The sequence below is a fragment of the Legionella qingyii genome, assembly GCF_003184185.1.
The window spans coordinates 49334-68373 of sequence record NZ_QHJG01000021.1; the positions used below are offsets into that span (position 1 = coordinate 49334).

Here is a 19040-nt window from a genome sequence, read left to right on the forward strand (position 1 = left end):
CGAAATCCGAAAATTTTGATCGCTGCAAAGCCGAGTTTTTCTTCGTTGCACCAGGCTACAATAATATTAGCTGCTCTCTAATGTTCCCGCGTTGCATGGAATTTAATTTTGGGATATCGCTCTTCAGCCATGGTCAAATTAACACGCGTCGGAGCAAGATACATTAAGGCATCACTTCCATCCAAAGCCAAATAGTCATATGCTTTTGTTCGAAATTCACTCATTGCCTTATCATCATCAGAATAAACCCAACGAGCACAGGAAACATTTACTGTTTCATAAATACAATCTACTTTATATTCATGTTTCAAACGATGCGCTACGACATCAAACTGTAACACACCAACCGCACCCAAGATTAATTGGTTGCTATTTAATGGCCTGAATACCTGAGTCGCGCCTTCTTCAGATAATTCAATTAAACCTTTTAATAAAGCCTTACTCTTTAATGGATCTTTTAAGCGTACCAATCGAAACAACTCAGGAGCAAAATTGGGAATACCCGTAAATTTTAATTGTTCACCTTGAGTAAAAGTGTCCCCTATTCGAATTGTTCCATGATTATGTAAACCAATAATATCGCCAGATAAAGCAATTTCTGTGTGTGAACGATCACCAGCCATAAAGGTTAACGCATTAGAAATTTGCACTTCTTTGCCAATACGCAGGTGGTTGATTTTCATTCCTTTCCTGTAGGCTCCTGAACAGATGCGCAAAAAAGCAATCCGGTCTCTATGCTTTGGATCCATATTAGCCTGGATTTTAAACACAAACCCAGTAAAGTTCTCCTCATCTGCTGATACAGTCCTCTCTTGAGCTGTTCGAGGTTGTGGACCTGGAGCATAACGCACATAATCATCCAGTAACTCTTTGATTCCAAAATTATTAATTGCAGAACCAAAATAAACCGGTGTCATTTTTCCCGCTAAATAATCCTGCAAATTAAATTCATGGGAAGCGCCCTTAACTAACTCAATTTCATCGCGCAACTCCTGAGCACTATCACCTAATAGTTCATCCAGTTGCGGATTATCCAGTCCTTTAATTTGCATCGCATCTTGCTTTTGTGCATTCTTACCAGGCTGATATAAATAAACTGTATCTTCATAACGATGATAAATACCTTTAAAGCGCTTTCCCATACCTACAGGCCAGGTAACCGGAGCACATTGAATGCCTAAAACTGATTCAACCTCATCAAGTAAATCAATGGGGTCACGGCCTTCACGATCCAGCTTATTAATAAAGGTCATAATTGGCGTATCACGCAGACGACATACTTCCATCAATTTAACGGTTCGATCTTCTACTCCTTTAGCAACGTCAATAACCATTAACGCCGAATCCACTGCCGTCAAGGTACGATAGGTGTCTTCAGAAAAGTCCTCATGCCCTGGGGTATCTAACAAATTCATGACATGCTGATTATGAACAAACTGCATCACTGAAGTAGTAATAGAAATACCGCGTTCTTTTTCCATTTCCATCCAATCTGAAGTCGCATGTCGATCGGCTTTACGTCCTTTAACAGTTCCTGCCAATTGAATTGCACCTCCGAATAACAGTAATTTCTCGGTTACGGTTGTTTTACCTGCGTCAGGGTGAGAAATAATCGCGAAGGTTCGTCTTGTATTAAAATCCTGATAAAAATCGGACATGAAGCTCTCTAAATAAATATAAAGTTATCGTATGTAGTGAATTTTAAGACATTCCCGAACAAATACAAGACGAAGCCATTGTTTATCAGGCAAACAATGGCTCAAAAGCTGATTAAAATAGTCTTTATATCTCAAAAACGTTATGATTAAAAAAAGAATTTATAAAAAATCAGCGTAACTGCACTAAATACAGATCGTAGAGGAGAAATTGCTCATTATGAAACGTTGTACGTGGGTTGGAATTGGTAAACCTCATTATGAACAGTACCATGATATGGAATGGGGTATTCCTGTACATGATGATCATAAGCACTTCGAAATGCTCTTACTGGAAGGAGCACAAGCAGGATTGAGCTGGGAGACAATACTCAAACGTCGTGAGGGCTACCGCAAGGCATTCAAACAATTTGATCCAAATGCTGTTGCAAAGATGGCTGATGAGGAATTAAATACCTTGCTGACTGATTCAGGAATTATTCGTAATCGTCTTAAGATATTCTCAGCTCGCAAAAATGCCTTAGTATTTCTAAAAATTGCACAGGAATTTGGATCCTTTGACAATTATGTCTGGGGATTTGTGAATGGAACTCCTAAAATAAATTATCCTAAAACGCTCCAAGAAGTCCCTGCGAGTACAACAGAATCAGATGCCTTATCTAAAGATTTGAAAAAAAGAGGAATGAGTTTTGTCGGTTCAACAATCATGTATGCTTATATGCAAGCAGTTGGTATGGTCGATGATCATTTAGTGGATTGTTTTTGTAAAAACAGAACATGAAATGCCTAACCTAGATTCCGCTGCGTAGGCTTGGGATTTCAGATATACCTCACATCTGTTACGGAACTTAGGCTAATCATTTATTTATTAGAGACTGCTATCCCGAACGATTAAGCAGTTTCTTGCTTCTTAAGTTCTGTGTAAAAATCCTCTGCCTTTTGTTCAATATATTTTTTGCAGCCCTCGGGATCAACAAAGGGATTTTTTTTACCTTTTCGCAATAATGTATATTTTTTCTTCAGCTCAAACATTCCGGCATGGGCTCCCAGAAAAATATCACAACGCAGTGATTCCAGTACCTTTATGGAGTGCTTATAATCATCGGCAATTTTTGGATAAGTTATATTATCAACCAGTTTATACCCAGGATTTACGCCAATACTTCCTATAATTACAGCCTGATATTGCTTGCCATGATCTTTTAGTTTCATTGTCCAGGTGGTACAGCCTTTAGTGTGTCCAGGAGTCAGATGAGCGGTTAATACAGTCCCTCCTAATTCCACCCCTTCTCCGTCGTGAAGAACCTTATCCACAGTACTTTGAGTAAAATAAGTGCTGGAATCATTGGCATAATGAAAATCAGATTTACCGCCAGACAGGATCACAGAAACATCCTCGTCCATGACCATATATTTTGCTTTTGTTTGTTGCTTAATTAATTCGCTACCGGCAGCATGATCAAAATGAGCATGACTAATCAGCAAAATTTTAGTATCACTGAATTTAAAACCTAGTTTTTCTATACTGGCTTTAATCATGGGAACATTAGCCTCAAGATCACTATTGATCAAAATGTTCCCTCTCGGTGTGACAATCAAGTAACTTGCCAGATCATCAGTACCTACATAGTACAAGTTTCCCGCAATACGAAATGGAGGAAACGGATTTGGCAGTGGATATGCAAAGCTTGAATGGTTCAATACCATCATCAATGCGGTTAGACATAATACTTTTTTCATGATACTAAAACCTAATGAGAATCCAGCAAGACACCTGGCAAGATAATACTTCATTACGAAGAAACAGGATACGCTCATCAAGGGCCTCAGTTGACAAGTAATTTTTAATTAGTTTAGACTTTTCCGGAAGTAACTTTCCCAGAATATTAATCTAAAATTTAATAATTATATCAAAAACTTAATTCGTTATTAAAAGGACTTAAATGAAAAAAATTATATGCTTTGTGGCGTTGTTTGCTTCATATTCTTCTTTTGTCTATGCAAATTATTTAGGAAATCTCAATAATTCAGCTATAGTTATTAATTCTTGCAGGTACACTAAAACCAATCATCCTTTAGACGTTTCAATACTCAACAAAGGTTACTTTGTGCTAAAACGCGGAAAAGGAAATGATCTGTATTATACCCGATATGGTTCTTTTGTTCTTGATTCAGAAGCCTATTTGGTTACTCAAACTGGAGAATATGTACAAGGCATTGATCCGGAGAGTCCTTTCGGTTCTTTAAGTAAAATTCAAGTCAATATGGAAGATTCGCGTGTTCATGCAACTGATATGATCCAAGTACAATTGAACCTTGATGCATCAAGCTCAATAAACCAAGACTATTATATCTCCGCCTCTGCTTATGACTCTATTGGCAGCTCACATGAGTTAAAAGCACATCTTAGAAAGTTAGATTTTAATTCGTGGCAAACGGATGTCACCATAGATACGATGAATATCGCAACTGGCAAATTAATTTTCAATCCCGAAGGTAAACTCATTGAGCAAGCGGGCCTTAAGGATATGGAATGGATTACGGAACAAGGGATGCAAAAAATTACCATTGATTTTGAAGGCTCTACACAACATGCAACTCCTTTTCAAGTTAGCTCATTATATGGAAATGGATACCCTCCAGGCTATATTACCAGTATCTATATTACTCCTGATGGTAATCTTTATGTAATTTATTCAAACGGCTTCCAAAACAAATTACCTCTAAATATCGCTATCGCACTATTTGATAATCCTAAAAAGCTGGATGAAATTATAGATAATTTATTTGTTGCAACGAAGTACTCTGGCCCTGGTGATATTCAACCTGCCTATGGATATGGCGCATTTTTAAATGGATATCTCGAAGAAGAAAGTTGTCTGTTTAAAAATTAAAGAAGGAGTTGAATACATCATTTTTCTAACTAAAAACTGCGCTCAGCTTATAACAAAACATTTTCATGCAGAAGTGTTTTTGCTCCATACACTTCTGCACATGAATTCATTAATGACGTTCATACAATTTTGATGCGTGAAAATTTAAATGATCCTCGATAAAACTTGCGATAAAATAATAACTATGATCATATCCTTCATGCATACGCAAATTAAGCGCAACCTGAGCTTGCGAACATGCTGCCTGAAATAATTCAGGTTTGAGTTGCTCTTTCAAATAAGGATCCTGAATACCTTGATCGATTAAAATGCACTGATGAGGCCATCCCCTCTCCATGATGAGTTCGCAAGCATCATACTCCTTCCATTGTTTCTTGTCTGTCCCCAAATAACCAGTAAACACTTTTTGCCCCCATTGGCATTGAGATGGCGCACAAATAGGTGAAAATGCAGAAACAGAGCGATATTGCTCGGGATTTTTCAATGCCAAAGTAAGCGCCCCATGCCCTCCCATTGAATGGCCAAAGATACCGCAAGCGTGATGATTCAGCGGAGCATGTTGCAAAAGCAAATCTGGCAATTCCTCATGTACATAAGTGGCCATATTATAATACTTTGACCAGGGTGCTTGCGTGGCATCCAGGTAGAATCCAGCACCAATACCAAAATCATAACTATCCCGATCCCCTGGCAAATTAATTCCTCGAGGGCTCGTATCGGGTACAACAAGTGCTATACCTAAATGAGCAGCGATGCGTTGTGCCCCAGCTTTAGTAATAAAATTTTGCTCCGTGCAGGTTAATCCTGAAAGCCAATATAGGACAGGGACGCTTTGTTGCTGCGCGTGAGGAGGCAAAAAAAGGCCAAAACGCATAGTACAATGGGTTACTTTGGATTGGTGGGTGTATACTCGTTGAATACCATCAAAACAATAATGTTCTTCAATAAGTTCAAGAGTCATATAGTTTTATCCCTCATAAGTCAGCACTGTACGAATTGATTGTCCTTGCTTCATTAGGTTAAAGGAGTGATTTATCTGTTCAAAAGGCAGAACATGAGTAATTAAATCATCAATATTGATTTTCCCATCCATATACCAATCAACAATTTTTGGTACATCAGTACGCCCACGTGCTCCGCCAAATGCCGAGCCCTTCCAAACTCGACCAGTGACCAATTGGAATGGTCTGGTGGATATCTCCTTTCCTGCACCTGCAACACCAACTATGGTACAAACGCCCCATCCTTTATGACAACATTCCAATGCCTGACGCATTAATTTTACATCACCAACACATTCAAAACTGTAATCGGCTCCTCCTTTGGTCAGTCCAACAAGATATGCGACCAAGTCATTATCCACTTCCAGAGGATTAACAAAGTCAGTCATTCCCATTTTTTCAGCCAAAGCTCGTCGATCTGGATTAATATCGACACCTACGATCTGATCTGCACCAACCATACGAGCAGCCTGTATTACATTAAGACCTATGCCGCCTAAGCCAAAAACAACAACACGGGAACCTGGGGTTACTTTTGCAGTATAAATTACCGCCCCTACACCTGTAGTAACGCCACAGCCGATATAACATACTTTTTCAAAAGGAGCATCCTCACGAATTTTCGCAACAGCAATTTCAGGTAATACAATATAATTAGCAAAAGTTGATGTCCCCATATAATGGAAAATCTTTTCCCCATTAAGGCTGAAACGACTTGTTCCATCAGGCATCACCCCCTGACCTTGTGTTGCTCGAATTGCCTGACAAAGATTAGTTTTCTGGGAAAGACAATAGTCACACTGACGACATTCTGGTGTATACAAAGGAATTACATGATCACCTGGTTTGAGTGAGGTTACTTCTGGGCCAACATCGACAACAATACCAGCACCTTCATGTCCTAAAATAACTGGGAACATACCTTCAGGATCATCGCCAGATAATGTAAATGAATCTGTATGACAAACCCCTGTGGCCTTAATTTCAACAAGTACTTCTCCTTTTTTGGGGCCTTCCAAATCAACTGTTTCTATCACTAACGGCTTCCCAGCCTCATATGCTATTGCTGCCTTGACTTGCATCAAATCTCCCTTTATAGAAAACTCACCTTCAAAGATCGTAATTACTGAATCTATTGAAAAAATGCTCCCTGAATAAGATAATTTAAATGCAGATGACTACTTTAGCAATGAAAATTCAACATAAACTACACTTTAGTACTCATTTATTTCTTTCTAGTGTTATTTTATACTCATAGGTTAAACTAAAATTAAAAAGATTAAATAAAATTCAATTAATAGGTAACAGAGCATGATCATTCATAGTGAATTTAAGCCGCTTTGGTGGCTTACCAATAATCATGGACAGACTCTGTATCGAACTTTAACTCATCGAACAAATACCTCTATTGACTCTTATGAACGTATGGAGTTACCTGATGGTGATTTTATTGATTTAGCCTGGAAAACTAATGGATTAGGCAACAATACTCCTTTAATTATCCTACTTCACGGATTAGGCGGTAATATCAATTCGGCTTATGTTTCGACTTTATTCGATGCATTCAATAAATCAGGTTATCGAGCAGTATTAATGAATTTTCGTGGCGCAAGTGGTGAACCCAATCGTCTACCACGCGCCTACTACGGAGGCGATACCGCAGATTTGGCTTATTTTCTCAATGTACTGAACGTTAGAGAACACTCAACCAAAAAAGCTGTAGTAGGTATTTCATTAGGCGGCAATATACTCCTCAAATGGTTAGGAGAAATCGGCTCTCAATCTCTAATTGACGCAGCTGTTGCGGTTTCTGTACCCTTTCAATTGGAGACGGTGGTTCAAAAGATAAATAAAGGATTTTCTCGTGTGTATCAAGCCAGTTTGTTAGAAAGATTACGTACTGTATTTTTACAAAAATTGGATGTTATCAATTGCCAATTACCACTTTCCAAACAAAAATTGTATTCAATAAAAACCCTGCATGAATTTGACGAGCAAATAACTGCTCCATTACATGGATTTGCTAATGCAAAAGAGTATTATCAAAAATCCAATTCGAGACAGTACTTATCTCAAATCGCCACACCTACTTTAATTATTCATGCATTGGATGATCCTTTTATGACACCGGACGCCGTTCCAAAAGTTGATGAGTTATCTCCAGATATACTTTTAGAATTGAGCAAGCATGGAGGTCATGTAGGATTTATTGCTGAGAAAAAACAATTTTGGTTGGAGCAACGCATCCCTAATTTCTTAATGGATTATTTGGTAACGCCTTCTAATATACCTCAGTTCGCACAAATTAATTTATAACGACAACCGTAAACTCTAGGTATGCTTGGATTACTTAAAAAGAGAAACCAATGTTTTTTTAAACGAGTTAAGTACGGCTAATTTCCCTATATCCACTATTTGCCGCATCACTTTACCACTCCATTGTTTTCGCTCAGCTCTCCAGCCTATAAAAAACGCGGAAATCAGCAGTATCAGGGGTGTTAGGTGATAGCGAGTTATCGCACTGTCTGTAAAATATTTTTGGTGTTCAATCACCTTGCTTTTCTGAGACTTTAGCGTCTTACTCATTAATTCAATTTGCGCTATTATCTGCTTTCTCGAGTTTTTCATGTTCAACACTCTTTTGCGAAAAATATTCTCTTGTTTTTGGAAAGCTCATACTATTTAAGTTAAAGGAAAGGTACTTAAGTAATCCTAGTAATAATCCTCCATTAAGCAGAAAAACAAGAGAAATAGAGACCAGAAGACGATGAGAAGCCAAAAGAACCCAAGATCCTGTAACCAGGAATACAAGATACCCAATTAAGCACATCGCCGTTAACCAGACTGTAATTAACACAACGAACAACATGCATATATTTAACAACAAAGGAAAAACGCTAAGCCCTGCTAATCTTGCTTCAAGGCGAATTAAAGAGCAAACTGTTTTAACAACAGATATTTTTGCAGAAATAAGAGCTTCTAACTGTTTTAAGGCTTCCATTATTTTTTCAGTAATCGAGATAACAAAAAGCCTATTCCTCCAGCAATTAAAATAGAAGTTAATGGATTTTCCTGTACTTTCTTCACTAAATGATCAGAATACTCCTTGACGCTCTCCTCTACGTCATTGACCTTATGTACCCCTTCCTCGTACAATTGATTCGCCTTTCTTTTCCCTTCGTTTAATAATTGGCTTGCAGCTGCCTCAAGATGGTCTTTAGGAGTATACGTTCTATCTTCACCGGAACTTTTCATGTTAATACCCTCCTTAGTAACAACGTTATATAAGAAAATGTAACCCAAAATAATATACTAAATATAGTTATTGAATTAAATAAATCAATAAATTCACCTCTATTTATTATGGCTTATTTTCCAAACTTTTTAAAAAATTATTTTTTTATCAGAACGTTAATTATTGTTCATGGAGTCATCATATTGAACTCAATCAAAAATAATGTACAATAAGTTTTCATTAATAATACTGATAAATAATAACATGATACCCTTAGCCCTTCTCAGCGATTTAGAGCAGTTAGAAGAAACTGCAAAGATTTATTTATATGGTAAAACCCATTATCTGACCGAACCAAAATCCTTTAACTTTTCGTTACTTAAAAGTGTTCAAATTTCAATTCAAGCATTGCCGTTAAACCAAGAAAAAATTAAATTGATGGAACGTTATCAAAAAGTCTTTACACAAATCGCTACTTTTCATCCTAAAATAATTTACTTGTCCGATTTTAATAATGAAATTAACACGTATAAACCCTTGTGTAAGCAACTAGAGTCGCTAGAACAAGAAGCTTTGATTCTTTTTACAAATTACTTTAACGTCGATAAACCCAATTTTGATTGGGAAGGTTTACGCGATATCCGTAGCCAAATTTATAATGTGAAAAATAGCTCAGATAGAACACAACTCATGCACTTATTTGAGCATGGAATATTAACGATAATTTCACAGGTAAGGCCTAAAACTTATTCTGAATTAACTTTTGAATCTGAATTAGAAGAATTGACTCAAATAAGCTCCTCATATCATACAAAATCTCGTTAGTGAATTTTATAGAACTCATGCGAGTTCTATATTTTCTCATCAAGATATGAATAAGCACGCCAAGAATCACATACACAGGACTTAGGAAAACTCCAAGGTCGAGGCAAAAAATGTTTTTAATGAGGGAGTTTAGAATATACTAAATGACCGAAATAAAAACATTTTTTAACGAAGCGATTGGGGTTTTTCGTAAGTCCTGAATAAGTAAATTATTAGCTTGAGGATCGCGATTAATAAACTATATTTTATTTAAGCTATGATTTATTGAAAACATATGAATAAGGAGAGAAGTATGTTGAATCTTGATACTGAAACAATTGGTGACCTTCTTTATAAAACACGGCAATTTCAGGCCAAGGAAGACGTCAGTTTTCCTGATGTCACCGACGAAATGGATTCACTCTATGTGTTAGCTGATTATCAAGATGATCCAGTTTATCAAGAAATAACAGAATTTATCGATAATTTACGACCCGATCAACAGGCAACCTTAGTTGCATTAATGTATTTAGGTCGTGGAGATTACACTCAGGATGAATGGGATGAGGCCTTAAACTTCGCTCAGGATGAATTGACCGATCATACCGGGGAATATCTGCTATCCAGGCCTATGGTCGCTGATGATATCGAACGGGGCTTGAACTTGCTGGGCATTTCCTACCAGGAATAGTACCCAAAAGGGGTTGGTAATGCGATTTATTCATATCGGTACCTCAGGATGGGTATATAAAGGTTGGAAAGAGATTTTCTACCCTAAATCTCTCGCAGAAAAAGATGAATTAGCCTACTATACCAGTATCTTTAATTCAGTAGAGCTAAATAGCAGTTTTTATCGCATACCTACCCCGAAATCCATTACAAAATGGAAAGAAACAACTCCGAATCAATTTATTTTTTCCTGTAAAGCCAGTCGTTATTTAACGCATATAAAAATGCTTAAAGAAGTTCAGGATAGTACTCTTTATTTGTTGCAAGTACTTGCAGGATTAGAAGAAAAACTAGGACCTATTTTGTTTCAACTCCCACCATATTGGCCTCTTAATCTGGAGCGTCTAGAGCAGTTTATTAAAACCCTACCTGAATCATTTCATTACACATTTGAGTTTAGAAATAAAAGTTGGTTATGTCAGGAAGTTTATGATTTACTCGCCAAAAACAATATTGCGCTTTGTTTTTATGATTATAAGGGATATCAGTGTCCAGAAATTATAACCAGTGATTTTATCTATTTACGGTTACATGGACCGCATCTCGAGCCATATACTGGTCATTATGAAGAAAAAGCGCTTTTAAATTATGCTTGTAAATTTGCCAAATGGCACAAACAAGTTAAAAAAATTTTTTGCTATTTAGATAACGATCAGAAAGTGGTCGCCCCTCATGATGCACAAGTATTAGAACGTTTGGTACGATTGACATTTAACAATCCTGAGCAATAATCATAATTTCAATGAGCGCACTCAAAGAATCGAGTCCAAGCGCAAAGATTGTTTTATGTTCCAATAATCTTCCCAAGGATCTTCCTTTAATTTTTCTAATCGTTGAGGTACTGTTTTAATTGTAAATTCACTATCTCGTTTATCTTTACTCAGCTCGTCCCAATGAATAGGTACAGCAACAGGGGCATGAGACCGCGCTCTCGTAGAATAAGGGCTAATTGCCGTTGCTCCTCGTTGATTTCGCAAAAAATCAACGAATATTCTACCGCCTCGCTTAGCCTTACTCATAGTACTAGTATATTGATTTGGATTAATTCGCGCCATAAACTCGGCAAAAACATGTGTAAAATTTTTTACCTCATCCCAATCATATTCGGGCTCAATAGGCACGACCACATGCAATCCTTTGCCCCCTGTTGTTTTTACAAAAGAGGTTAGTTTAAATTCATTCAAGTGCGTTTTAATTTCAAAAGCTGCTTTAACAATTGCTTCCCAAGTTATTGACGGGCCAGGATCTAAGTCAAATACAATAAAATCCGGTTTTTCTATATGGCCAATTAAACTACCCCAAGGATGAATTTCCAAAACATTCATTTGTACTAAACTTAAAAGTCCTTCTATTGTATTTAAATAAACATAGGGTTCTTTCTTATCTTTAGTTTCTATAGGCACCGACTTTAAAACTTTTGGCGTTGAATCAATATAATGACGTTGAAAAAAACAATCATGCCAGTTTTCAGGACAACGAAGTAATGATAACGGCCTATCCTTGATAAATGGCATCATGTAATCACAAACAGATTCGTAATAATTCAATAAGTCCCTTTTGGTAATACCATCTTCGGGATAAACAACTTTATCAGGATGAGTCATTCTTATTTTAAAGGAATGAGCGTTAACTTTTTTCACATTGACCTGTTCCATATTGTTGCTTTTCTTTTCCAATGCGGCCTGGTGTTCACGAAAAACCTCTTCAGGTTTTTTATCCAACCGCAGCCCTTTGAAACTTGGGTGTCGCAAATGCCCCCCTTCAGTCCAATGAGTAAACTCGATCTCTGCCACCAATTTAGGTTGCACCCAAATCACTCCGTGAGATCCAGGAATATCCTCATTAAACGGTTTCTGTTCCACAATAATTTTTTGTAATAAAGAAAAAATTTCCTTAAGCGATGACTCAGTGAAACCAGTTCCCACATTTCCTGTATAAATCAACTCTCCCTGCTCATTATAAACTCCAAGGTACAAGGCACGGAAATAGTTACGAGAACCTGTAGGTATTGAATATCCTCCAATAATAAATTCTTGTCGCAACAAACATTTGATCTTAAGCCATCTTTTACTACGTCCTGATATATAGGGACTATCTATTTGTTTGGAAATTATCCCTTCAAGTCCAAGTTCGCAAGCGCGATGAAAAAGGAAACGCCCTTCACCGATAATATGATCACTAAAGCGCAGTGTTTTATCTTGCCCTTCCAACACATTTTTTAAAATTGCTTTGCGCTTTAATAAAGATAAAGTTCTTAAATCGAATTGATCGTAATACAAAATATCGAATAGATAATAAACAAAAGGAGCGTTAGGGTTTACTTTAATTGTATTTTGTAATAATTGAAAATTCGATTTTCCCTCTTCATCGAGTAAAACGACCTCTCCATCTAAGATAGCTTGAGGCAAAGTCAATTTTTTAAGTGCGTCTACTATGGGTAATAGATCATTGGTCCAATCTTTGTTATTACGTGATTTTAAGCGGATATGTCCATTATGAATCAACGCCATGATTCGATATCCATCAAATTTTATTTCATGAAGCCAATCTGAACCCTCGGGGGCATTATCTATCAATGTAGCTAACTGAGGAGCAACAAAACCAGGGAACGCACTGACGCTTAAGTGCTCGGAACATTCTGGATCACGCTTATTGTGCTGTTTTATTTTATGTCTTTTTTTTTATGCAACGCGCCAGTTTCACTGTAATGATCCCCAATTTCATCAATGGAAAGATTGGTCAGTACACTATCTGGTTCCTCTTCAGTGATGTCATATTCTTCCAATTTTTGGGCAAATTTGTCTTTAAATTTGATTAAAAACCAATGCTCTTCATTCTTAAAACGCACTAAATCCCAGCGTCCCTTTAACTTTTTAGCCTCTAACTCAAAGCGTAAATGTCCAGAGTTAAAAGCTTGTTCAGGATCTGCATCGAGAGGTTTCCAAGTGCCTTTATCCCACAACATAACACTGCCTGCCCCATATTGGCCCTTAGGTATTAGGCCTTCAAAATAACCATACTCGACAGGATGGTCTTCTACATGCATTGCAAGACGTTTTACTGAAGGGTCCAAACATGGGCCTTTGGGAACTGCCCAACTGAGTAAAACCCCATTTAGTTCAAGGCGAAAATCATAGTGGAGATGGCTGGCCGCATGTTTTTGGATTACAAACAAAAGATCGTTTTCAGAAGAAACATTGCCTCTGGGCTCAGGAGTTTTATTAAAGTTTCGTTTTTTACGATAAGACTCAATACTCATGCAACTCTCCTTTTAGCATGATTACTTTAATTTTAAGTAAAATATTAAGAATTTCCACTCGCTTTGCTTGTTCACTTTGAAATGAGCTATCCCTTTAGTACTTTTTACAAATAGTCTACTCTTTAATAAGAAATGTTATTTAAGGATTAAGAGAATGCCTAAATCAATTTGGAAAGGCGAGATTTCTTTTGGCCTTGTTTCGATACCTGTTTCTTTATATTCGATTGAGGAACATGATGAACTTAAATTTCATTTGCTTGATAAGAAGACGAAGTCCAGGGTGCATTATCAACGAATTAGCGAAAAAACCGGCAAGGAAGTGCCTTGGGATCACGTGGTGAAAGGATTTGAGTTTGATAAAGACCGTTATATCATTGTCGATGAAAAGAAATTTGAAAAAGCCAGCCCTGATTTATTTAAAGCGATTAATATCGAAGAATTTGTTGATTTTCAGGAAATTGATAGCCTTTATTTGATGAAGCCTTATTACCTTATACCAGAAAGCAAAAATAAAAAAGCTTATGTCTTATTGAGAGAATCTTTAAAAAAAACAAATAAAGCAGGCGTTGCCAAAGTTATTATTCGCACAAAAGAGTCTATTTGTTTAATCCTCCCCCATCAGTATGCTCTGCTTTTGTATTTAATTCATTTTAAAGATGAACTACGTGACGAAAACGAAATGGAGGTTCCCAAAGAGGATTTTAAAAATTATAAAATTTCTCAGTCAGAAATAAAAATGGCCGTTACGCTGATTGATGAAATGACTGCCAAATGGCAACCTGAAAAATATCATAATGAATATCGAGAGGCATTGCAGAAATGGCTTGATCAACAAATTGCGAAACAACCCGCAATCAAAGCAGAGGAAGAGCCTGAAATTGCAAAGGAAAATTCTGCAGATGTCGTTGATTTTATTTCTCTTTTAAAAGAAAGTATGAAAAAGAGAAAATCAAATGAAAAAGTAAATAAGAAAAAAAGCTCTTAAATCAAGAAAAAATCAGTTTGTTCTATTTCAACTACATACTTGTCAAATTGTGTCACTTCATGCAAAGATAATTCTTGGAACACTTTGAAAAATATTGACAACCGTCCTCTTTTGAAACTCATGCAGAGGGGAAGTGAGAGAATACGAAACACAGCTGATGTACTTGATGTCACTTAAGGATTCGAGCATCGTCCCGATGAGGCTCTGCAGTAGCGTTTCGAAAGAGGTCTATTTTTTTAGTAGCAATCTAGGAGGGACCTAAGATGACGCGATTATTTAAGATTAGTAAAACCATAGGTACAAGAAAGGTAACCCCTATATTTAAAATCTCTCTATCTCAAGCCATACCTTCAGCCTCAAAAAATACATTAACGTCGCTCCATGCCATAAAAAAAAGTGAAGTGACCACTCCTTCTTTGGCGCAGACATCAAACTCATTCTTTTTTACAAAATTAAAAGCAGAGGAGCATAAGCAGTTTACCTCTAAAAAACGGCATCGCTTCGAATACGAAGACAATTACAGTGCTGCACTCAAATTACCTTATTCAAACCACCAATTAGCCACAAAACATCACGATCAAAATGCACTACTTGCTATGTCGAAGGAACATATTATTGAACATGCAAATCGACGTGTTGACTTGTTTTTTTACACGTTAATTGCTTATTATAAAACCGGTATCTTACCAATATTTGGCCATACAACATTGCAGCATGGCAAAGGACGTACTACCCGCAAAAATATAACCATTTCTGAGGCCTGTCATAGCAGCTTTACTCCCTCATTACTTGATAGAACCATTTATCAAAATAATAAAAATGGAGAAAAGCATAAAAGTTTACTGTCTGACACACACCTTATGGAGAATCTGAACTCAACTGTTGAGTTACCCCCATTTGTTAATGATCTGGATGATCTATTAGAATATGCATGTAGAGAACAATGTTTAACTATTCTTCGTGATGTTTCCCTTGCAGCAATAAATCCAATTGAAGGATTAACTGAGTTTCTGCATATGATGAATAAGGTTTTAAACAATCTTAAACAAGACGCTGAAAATAAAAATCAATCGGCTTTATTACAACATTCACTGATGAAGCATAAACCGATTAACCCTAATCTGATTGAACTTGTAATAACTGGAACACTATCAACAACCTATTCCGAGCAAACAAATACTGCTACAGATGCTTACATTCAACTCTTACTGAGAATGACGCCAGAAGAAAAAGCAGCATGCCAAGATGCGGGTAATAAAGAAAAAATATACATCAAAAAAACTATGGAATTACAAAATGAAATTTTACAAACAAAACACAACAAACATCCATCGCCGCAGTAAAGAAAACCATATTTCTTAATCTCTATCAGTGCTTTTAGATATAAATTCAGTTAGCTAAATTTAATAAAGGCACTGGTAATTGCGTATAACTATCACGAAATGATTATAATATTATTTACGAGAGCTATTTTGTCTCACCACTTGCGAGACAATTTATCTCTTATTTATCATCTGATAACAACTGATGCAATTTTTCTTGTAGCAATTTTTTATCAGAAAGTTGAATTTGGTACTCCGCAATCAATGCAGAAGATAAAGTTCTATTTAAGGAAAATTCGATACTTCTTTATCTTTACTCGCGCTCACAGATTTGATGCAATCCCTTTTGCATCTCCTTAATAGTAGGCTTGGTTATCTCGTGAAATTCATTGATTTATCCATTCTCATCCAATTCATAGGCACCATCTAAAAAGAGCATATGGTGAATATTTTTTAGAGACTAATTGTATCATTTTTTATCAATAATTGAATATCGACACTCATTGATTGTACAGAGCAATCAGTTCCAACAATTTAATTCGCTCAATGTACTTTGTGATTTTATTTTTGCATAAATTAAAAATATTTGCTCAGTTAAGATTTTTTTAATATTTATTGTGTAAAGTTCGCCTTTTGGTGAATGAGAGGTTAATCACATGCAAACGAAACTTGAAGACAATAACGTGTTTAAGGAAATATGTTCTACAGAAAATACTTATAATGCATCATTGAAATTTTTGCATTTATCATTGTTGATCCAATTACAATTCGATGAACACACTTTGCTAAGAAAGTTTTACACTCTTATCGAGCAATTAATTGATGTTTCTGATAAGTTAATTCTAAATGTAGAGAATGGTTTAACAAATATAGACAATCCAGAGGCTCGTGAAGTCTTGAAATTGGAGCGTTTAAGTCTATTGAGTCAGTTTTTTGAACTGTATAAATCATACAGTACGCTATTTGATGAATACGCCCTGGCATGTAAATCGAATCCAGAGCAGTTTAAACAGATTAATTTTTATATGACTCAAAATAGCGGTAATAGATTAGGGTTTGAAAGTCATTTAATTATGCCGATTCAACGGGGCCCAAGATATGAATTACTCATTAAAGAAATTCAAAAACATAATATAGGTGATGAATTTAATAAAATTGAGTTTTCTACATTAAAAGATCTGATCAATGATTGCTTAAGTGATTTCAGAAGTAATAAAAAACCAGAGACCAAGAGCGAATCGAAAGATTGTGAAAAGCGTCCATATCGCTTTGGTGATTTACACACGTTATTATCTCTTTGGAAATATAGATTCAACAGCGCTCGGTAAAGATAGTGATTTGTCTCATCTTGAACAAGACAACGAAAGGGTTGAGAAATCAGAAACTTTAAACCGAAAGCACATCGAAGAACACGCTGCTTCTTCTGAGGCGCAAGGTTATAGATTTGGTGATTTAACCCGCAGATTGCTATGGGGAACCAACAATCATTCCCAAGTAGAAAACACCACAGTTGCCCCTGGCCAAGTAGAATCAAATCAAGTTAATACAGAGCAAGAAAAAGATTATGGTTTTGAATTAATTTGATGAATAATTGAATGTGTTGGCAACATAATTACCCCCAAATGGAGTTGGGGTTGGTCACTTTAAACTTCCACATCAATAAATTTAATTTGATATGAGTTTTTTTATTGTCATTACTTTTTTAGCGTCTTTTAAAAGAAGTAATAATTGATTCTCTCTTATCGGAGAAAGTTCAAATCCTAATCGTTTGTAAAAGGTCTCGGCCTTCTCATCTATAGCATGAACTAATAAAGCTCTTACACCGCTTTGTTCTGCAATTTGTAAGGTTTTTAATATTGCATCTTTAAGCATCGCCTTCCCAATACCCTTTCCTTGATATGTATGAAGAACAGCTAATCTTGCTAATATGACAACAGGAATACGATATTTGCCCATTCCCTTTTTTATGCATTCAGATGCCTCATCAACATCTACCTGCCCTACTGTAAGACTATAAAAACCAACCACAAGATTATTATCTCCTAATATGTTATTTTTGGCGCAAGCAACCAATTAAGATTTGATTAAATGGCTTTTCTTAGGTCTAGAAATCAAAGTAATCAGATTTAATGAATTTGAATTTCAAATAACCAATGAAGGTGTAAAGATGTTAGAAAAAAAAGAGAGCACTGACACTGAACAACAAAATAGTAAGATGGATCAACTCCCTGTTGAACTCTTGGTTCACTTATTTAGTTTTTTCAATAATAAGGAAAAAAGAGTAGCTAAGGGTGTTTCTCACTCATTTAATGACGTTATTGAAAAATTTTTCACCCATAAAAATAATATATCTTCTACTTACTATGCCCATAGGGATGGCTATGTTTCTTCATTTATTTTATTACCAGGCCACCGTATTGTTTTTTCGGTTGTACTGGAGAAGACTACATGCTCATCAAGTGCAGGGCTGGTATTTTTTAATTGCGAAGACAATCAGATCAAAGAGGTTTCTTTGATTCAGGACTACGAAAATAATGGAAAACTTGCTCATCTTCATGCTTTACCAAATGGTGATTTGGTTGCGTTGTTAGATCAAGCAAATAAACATGAACCACTTTATATCCTGGTTTTAAATGGAAAAACAGGCGAAGAGAAAAATAGAATTCTATTACCGAAAAAACCTGGCAAAGAATCTCCCAGCTTAGAAGAGCTGCAAGTATTATCTTCAAACGAATGTATTGCTGTATGTTATTCGGGAGACTGTTATTTGATCAATATAGATAAGTCAGTTGCTCAAAAAATAACACTCGAGCATGCCAAAAAGCTGAGTAAACATAAATATAGCTTATTCGAAGGCCGACCCGGGCAGGCATTAAATATTTATGAGTTGCCAGATGGTAATAAGTTATCGATTAGGCAGAGATTACCTCATGATACATTAGGTAGTGGGGGAAACTTATCTATTAGTCTCGCTGAAACTTCAAAAAAACTATTTTCAAATGAAGATGATTTTAAAGATGTTATTTATAAAAAATGAACAAATATACACAAGTAAACATGAATGAGCACCAAGAATACCAATAAATTGATCCATTTCGGCCGAAATACATGTTGAGGGAGGCACTCTACAGCTCCTCCCAAAACCGAACTTTGGTT

21 protein-coding genes are annotated in these 19040 nt (G+C 36.2%); 11 read left to right on the forward strand and 10 right to left on the reverse strand.

The window, feature by feature from the left end; translation table 11 throughout:
• Positions 1–77 precede the first annotated feature (77 nt).
• Positions 78–1658: a peptide chain release factor 3 gene (locus DGG96_RS13005; protein WP_110143087.1), complete on the reverse strand. Its 1581-nt coding sequence runs from the start codon at positions 1656–1658 to the stop codon at positions 78–80.
• 217 nt (positions 1659–1875) lie between these two features.
• On the opposite strand from DGG96_RS13005, the gene DGG96_RS13010 reads away from it, so the two are divergent.
• On the forward strand, positions 1876–2436 hold the full coding sequence (locus DGG96_RS13010; protein ID WP_110143088.1) for a DNA-3-methyladenine glycosylase I: 561 nt from the start codon (positions 1876–1878) through the stop codon (positions 2434–2436).
• A 110-nt stretch (positions 2437–2546) separates the two neighbouring features.
• Here DGG96_RS13010 and blaFEZ read toward each other — a convergent pair whose 3' ends face one another.
• A complete protein-coding gene (blaFEZ, locus tag DGG96_RS13015; protein ID WP_110143089.1) occupies positions 2547–3395 on the reverse strand; it encodes an FEZ family subclass B3 metallo-beta-lactamase in 849 nt (282 codons plus the stop codon).
• A gap of 203 nt (positions 3396–3598) precedes the next feature.
• Between blaFEZ and DGG96_RS13020 the strand changes: the two genes are divergently transcribed.
• Positions 3599–4549, forward strand: coding sequence for a flagellar hook-basal body complex protein (locus DGG96_RS13020; RefSeq protein ID WP_110143090.1), 951 nt, complete (start codon positions 3599–3601; stop codon positions 4547–4549).
• 109 nt (positions 4550–4658) lie between these two features.
• Here the strand turns inward: DGG96_RS13020 and fghA are convergent, their stop codons facing one another.
• Entirely contained in the window at positions 4659–5510 is an 852-nt protein-coding gene (gene fghA, locus DGG96_RS13025; RefSeq protein ID WP_110143091.1) for an S-formylglutathione hydrolase, read from the reverse strand.
• A 6-nt stretch (positions 5511–5516) separates the two neighbouring features.
• Entirely contained in the window at positions 5517–6632 is a 1116-nt protein-coding gene (locus DGG96_RS13030) for an S-(hydroxymethyl)glutathione dehydrogenase/class III alcohol dehydrogenase (protein ID WP_110143092.1), read from the reverse strand.
• A 229-nt stretch (positions 6633–6861) separates the two neighbouring features.
• Between DGG96_RS13030 and DGG96_RS13035 the strand changes: the two genes are divergently transcribed.
• A complete protein-coding gene (locus tag DGG96_RS13035) occupies positions 6862–7866 on the forward strand; it encodes a hydrolase (RefSeq protein WP_110143093.1) in 1005 nt (334 codons plus the stop codon).
• A 30-nt stretch (positions 7867–7896) separates the two neighbouring features.
• Here DGG96_RS13035 and DGG96_RS13040 read toward each other — a convergent pair whose 3' ends face one another.
• From DGG96_RS13040 to DGG96_RS13050, 3 genes are read right to left on the reverse strand one after another with little or no spacing between them, the layout of a single operon-like run.
• Positions 7897–8178 (reverse strand): hypothetical protein, encoded by a 282-nt coding sequence (locus DGG96_RS13040; RefSeq protein ID WP_110143094.1) that lies wholly within the window; start codon positions 8176–8178, stop codon positions 7897–7899.
• Entirely contained in the window at positions 8141–8551 is a 411-nt protein-coding gene (locus DGG96_RS13045) for a hypothetical protein (RefSeq protein WP_110143095.1), read from the reverse strand. The genes DGG96_RS13040 and DGG96_RS13045 overlap by 38 nt, the downstream gene beginning before the upstream one ends.
• Complete coding sequence (locus tag DGG96_RS13050; protein ID WP_110143096.1) at positions 8551–8805, reverse strand: ElaB/YgaM/YqjD family protein; 255 nt, start codon at positions 8803–8805, stop codon at positions 8551–8553. The genes DGG96_RS13045 and DGG96_RS13050 overlap by 1 nt, the downstream gene beginning before the upstream one ends.
• A 202-nt stretch (positions 8806–9007) precedes the next feature.
• On the opposite strand from DGG96_RS13050, the gene DGG96_RS13055 reads away from it, so the two are divergent.
• From DGG96_RS13055 to DGG96_RS13070, 3 genes are all read left to right on the forward strand, one after another.
• The gene (locus DGG96_RS13055; protein WP_110143097.1) at positions 9008–9610 is read left to right on the forward strand and encodes a hypothetical protein; all 603 of its coding nucleotides are present in this window, start codon (positions 9008–9010) and stop codon (positions 9608–9610) included.
• A 292-nt stretch (positions 9611–9902) separates the two neighbouring features.
• The gene (locus DGG96_RS13065) at positions 9903–10280 is read left to right on the forward strand and encodes a DUF3775 domain-containing protein (RefSeq protein WP_110143098.1); all 378 of its coding nucleotides are present in this window, start codon (positions 9903–9905) and stop codon (positions 10278–10280) included.
• A gap of 19 nt (positions 10281–10299) precedes the next feature.
• A complete protein-coding gene (locus DGG96_RS13070; protein WP_110143099.1) occupies positions 10300–11049 on the forward strand; it encodes a DUF72 domain-containing protein in 750 nt (249 codons plus the stop codon).
• Between the two features lie 21 nt (positions 11050–11070).
• Here DGG96_RS13070 and ligD read toward each other — a convergent pair whose 3' ends face one another.
• A complete protein-coding gene (ligD, locus tag DGG96_RS13075) occupies positions 11071–12894 on the reverse strand; it encodes a DNA ligase D (RefSeq protein ID WP_199739187.1) in 1824 nt (607 codons plus the stop codon).
• A gap of 86 nt (positions 12895–12980) precedes the next feature.
• The gene (locus DGG96_RS21055) at positions 12981–13577 is read right to left on the reverse strand and encodes a DNA polymerase ligase N-terminal domain-containing protein (protein WP_199739188.1); all 597 of its coding nucleotides are present in this window, start codon (positions 13575–13577) and stop codon (positions 12981–12983) included.
• Between the two features lie 154 nt (positions 13578–13731).
• Between DGG96_RS21055 and ku the strand changes: the two genes are divergently transcribed.
• The 4 genes from ku to DGG96_RS13095 all read left to right on the forward strand — a co-directional run bounded on the left by ku (position 13732) and on the right by DGG96_RS13095 (position 17468).
• Positions 13732–14562: a non-homologous end joining protein Ku gene (ku, locus tag DGG96_RS13080; protein ID WP_110143100.1), complete on the forward strand. Its 831-nt coding sequence runs from the start codon at positions 13732–13734 to the stop codon at positions 14560–14562.
• Positions 14563–14825: 263 nt separating this feature from the next.
• Positions 14826–15905: a hypothetical protein gene (locus DGG96_RS13085; protein ID WP_110143101.1), complete on the forward strand. Its 1080-nt coding sequence runs from the start codon at positions 14826–14828 to the stop codon at positions 15903–15905.
• A 635-nt stretch (positions 15906–16540) separates the two neighbouring features.
• Positions 16541–17212: a RhoGEF domain-containing protein gene (locus tag DGG96_RS13090; RefSeq protein WP_110143102.1), complete on the forward strand. Its 672-nt coding sequence runs from the start codon at positions 16541–16543 to the stop codon at positions 17210–17212.
• 10 nt (positions 17213–17222) lie between these two features.
• Entirely contained in the window at positions 17223–17468 is a 246-nt protein-coding gene (locus DGG96_RS13095; RefSeq protein WP_110143103.1) for a hypothetical protein, read from the forward strand.
• A gap of 81 nt (positions 17469–17549) precedes the next feature.
• Here DGG96_RS13095 and DGG96_RS13100 read toward each other — a convergent pair whose 3' ends face one another.
• Entirely contained in the window at positions 17550–17957 is a 408-nt protein-coding gene (locus tag DGG96_RS13100) for a GNAT family N-acetyltransferase (protein WP_110143104.1), read from the reverse strand.
• 94 nt (positions 17958–18051) lie between these two features.
• Here DGG96_RS13100 and DGG96_RS13105 point away from each other — a divergent pair, with 94 nt between their 5' ends.
• Positions 18052–18921 carry a hypothetical protein gene (locus tag DGG96_RS13105; protein WP_110143105.1) on the forward strand — a complete coding sequence of 290 codons (870 nt, stop codon included), beginning with the start codon at positions 18052–18054 and terminating at the stop codon, positions 18919–18921.
• Positions 18922–19040: the final 119 nt, after the last annotated feature.

Excerpts from the sequence above, each read along its gene's own strand:
- DGG96_RS13005 (WP_110143087.1), bottom strand. The coding sequence starts at position 1,658 with ATGTCCGATTTTTATCAGGATTTTAATACAAGACGAACCTTCGCGATT.
- DGG96_RS13010 (WP_110143088.1), top strand. The coding sequence starts at position 1,876 with ATGAAACGTTGTACGTGGGTTGGAATTGGTAAACCTCATTATGAACAG.
- blaFEZ (WP_110143089.1), bottom strand. The coding sequence starts at position 3,395 with ATGAAAAAAGTATTATGTCTAACCGCATTGATGATGGTATTGAACCAT.
- DGG96_RS13020 (WP_110143090.1), top strand. The coding sequence starts at position 3,599 with ATGAAAAAAATTATATGCTTTGTGGCGTTGTTTGCTTCATATTCTTCT.
- fghA (WP_110143091.1), bottom strand. The coding sequence starts at position 5,510 with ATGACTCTTGAACTTATTGAAGAACATTATTGTTTTGATGGTATTCAA.
- DGG96_RS13030 (WP_110143092.1), bottom strand. The coding sequence starts at position 6,632 with ATGCAAGTCAAGGCAGCAATAGCATATGAGGCTGGGAAGCCGTTAGTG.
- DGG96_RS13035 (WP_110143093.1), top strand. The coding sequence starts at position 6,862 with ATGATCATTCATAGTGAATTTAAGCCGCTTTGGTGGCTTACCAATAAT.
- DGG96_RS13040 (WP_110143094.1), bottom strand. The coding sequence starts at position 8,178 with ATGAAAAACTCGAGAAAGCAGATAATAGCGCAAATTGAATTAATGAGT.
- DGG96_RS13045 (WP_110143095.1), bottom strand. The coding sequence starts at position 8,551 with ATGGAAGCCTTAAAACAGTTAGAAGCTCTTATTTCTGCAAAAATATCT.
- DGG96_RS13050 (WP_110143096.1), bottom strand. The coding sequence starts at position 8,805 with ATGAAAAGTTCCGGTGAAGATAGAACGTATACTCCTAAAGACCATCTT.
- DGG96_RS13055 (WP_110143097.1), top strand. The coding sequence starts at position 9,008 with ATGTACAATAAGTTTTCATTAATAATACTGATAAATAATAACATGATA.
- DGG96_RS13065 (WP_110143098.1), top strand. The coding sequence starts at position 9,903 with ATGTTGAATCTTGATACTGAAACAATTGGTGACCTTCTTTATAAAACA.
- DGG96_RS13070 (WP_110143099.1), top strand. The coding sequence starts at position 10,300 with ATGCGATTTATTCATATCGGTACCTCAGGATGGGTATATAAAGGTTGG.
- DGG96_RS21055 (WP_199739188.1), bottom strand. The coding sequence starts at position 13,577 with ATGAGTATTGAGTCTTATCGTAAAAAACGAAACTTTAATAAAACTCCT.
- ku (WP_110143100.1), top strand. The coding sequence starts at position 13,732 with ATGCCTAAATCAATTTGGAAAGGCGAGATTTCTTTTGGCCTTGTTTCG.
- DGG96_RS13085 (WP_110143101.1), top strand. The coding sequence starts at position 14,826 with ATGACGCGATTATTTAAGATTAGTAAAACCATAGGTACAAGAAAGGTA.
- DGG96_RS13090 (WP_110143102.1), top strand. The coding sequence starts at position 16,541 with ATGCAAACGAAACTTGAAGACAATAACGTGTTTAAGGAAATATGTTCT.
- DGG96_RS13105 (WP_110143105.1), top strand. The coding sequence starts at position 18,052 with ATGTTAGAAAAAAAAGAGAGCACTGACACTGAACAACAAAATAGTAAG.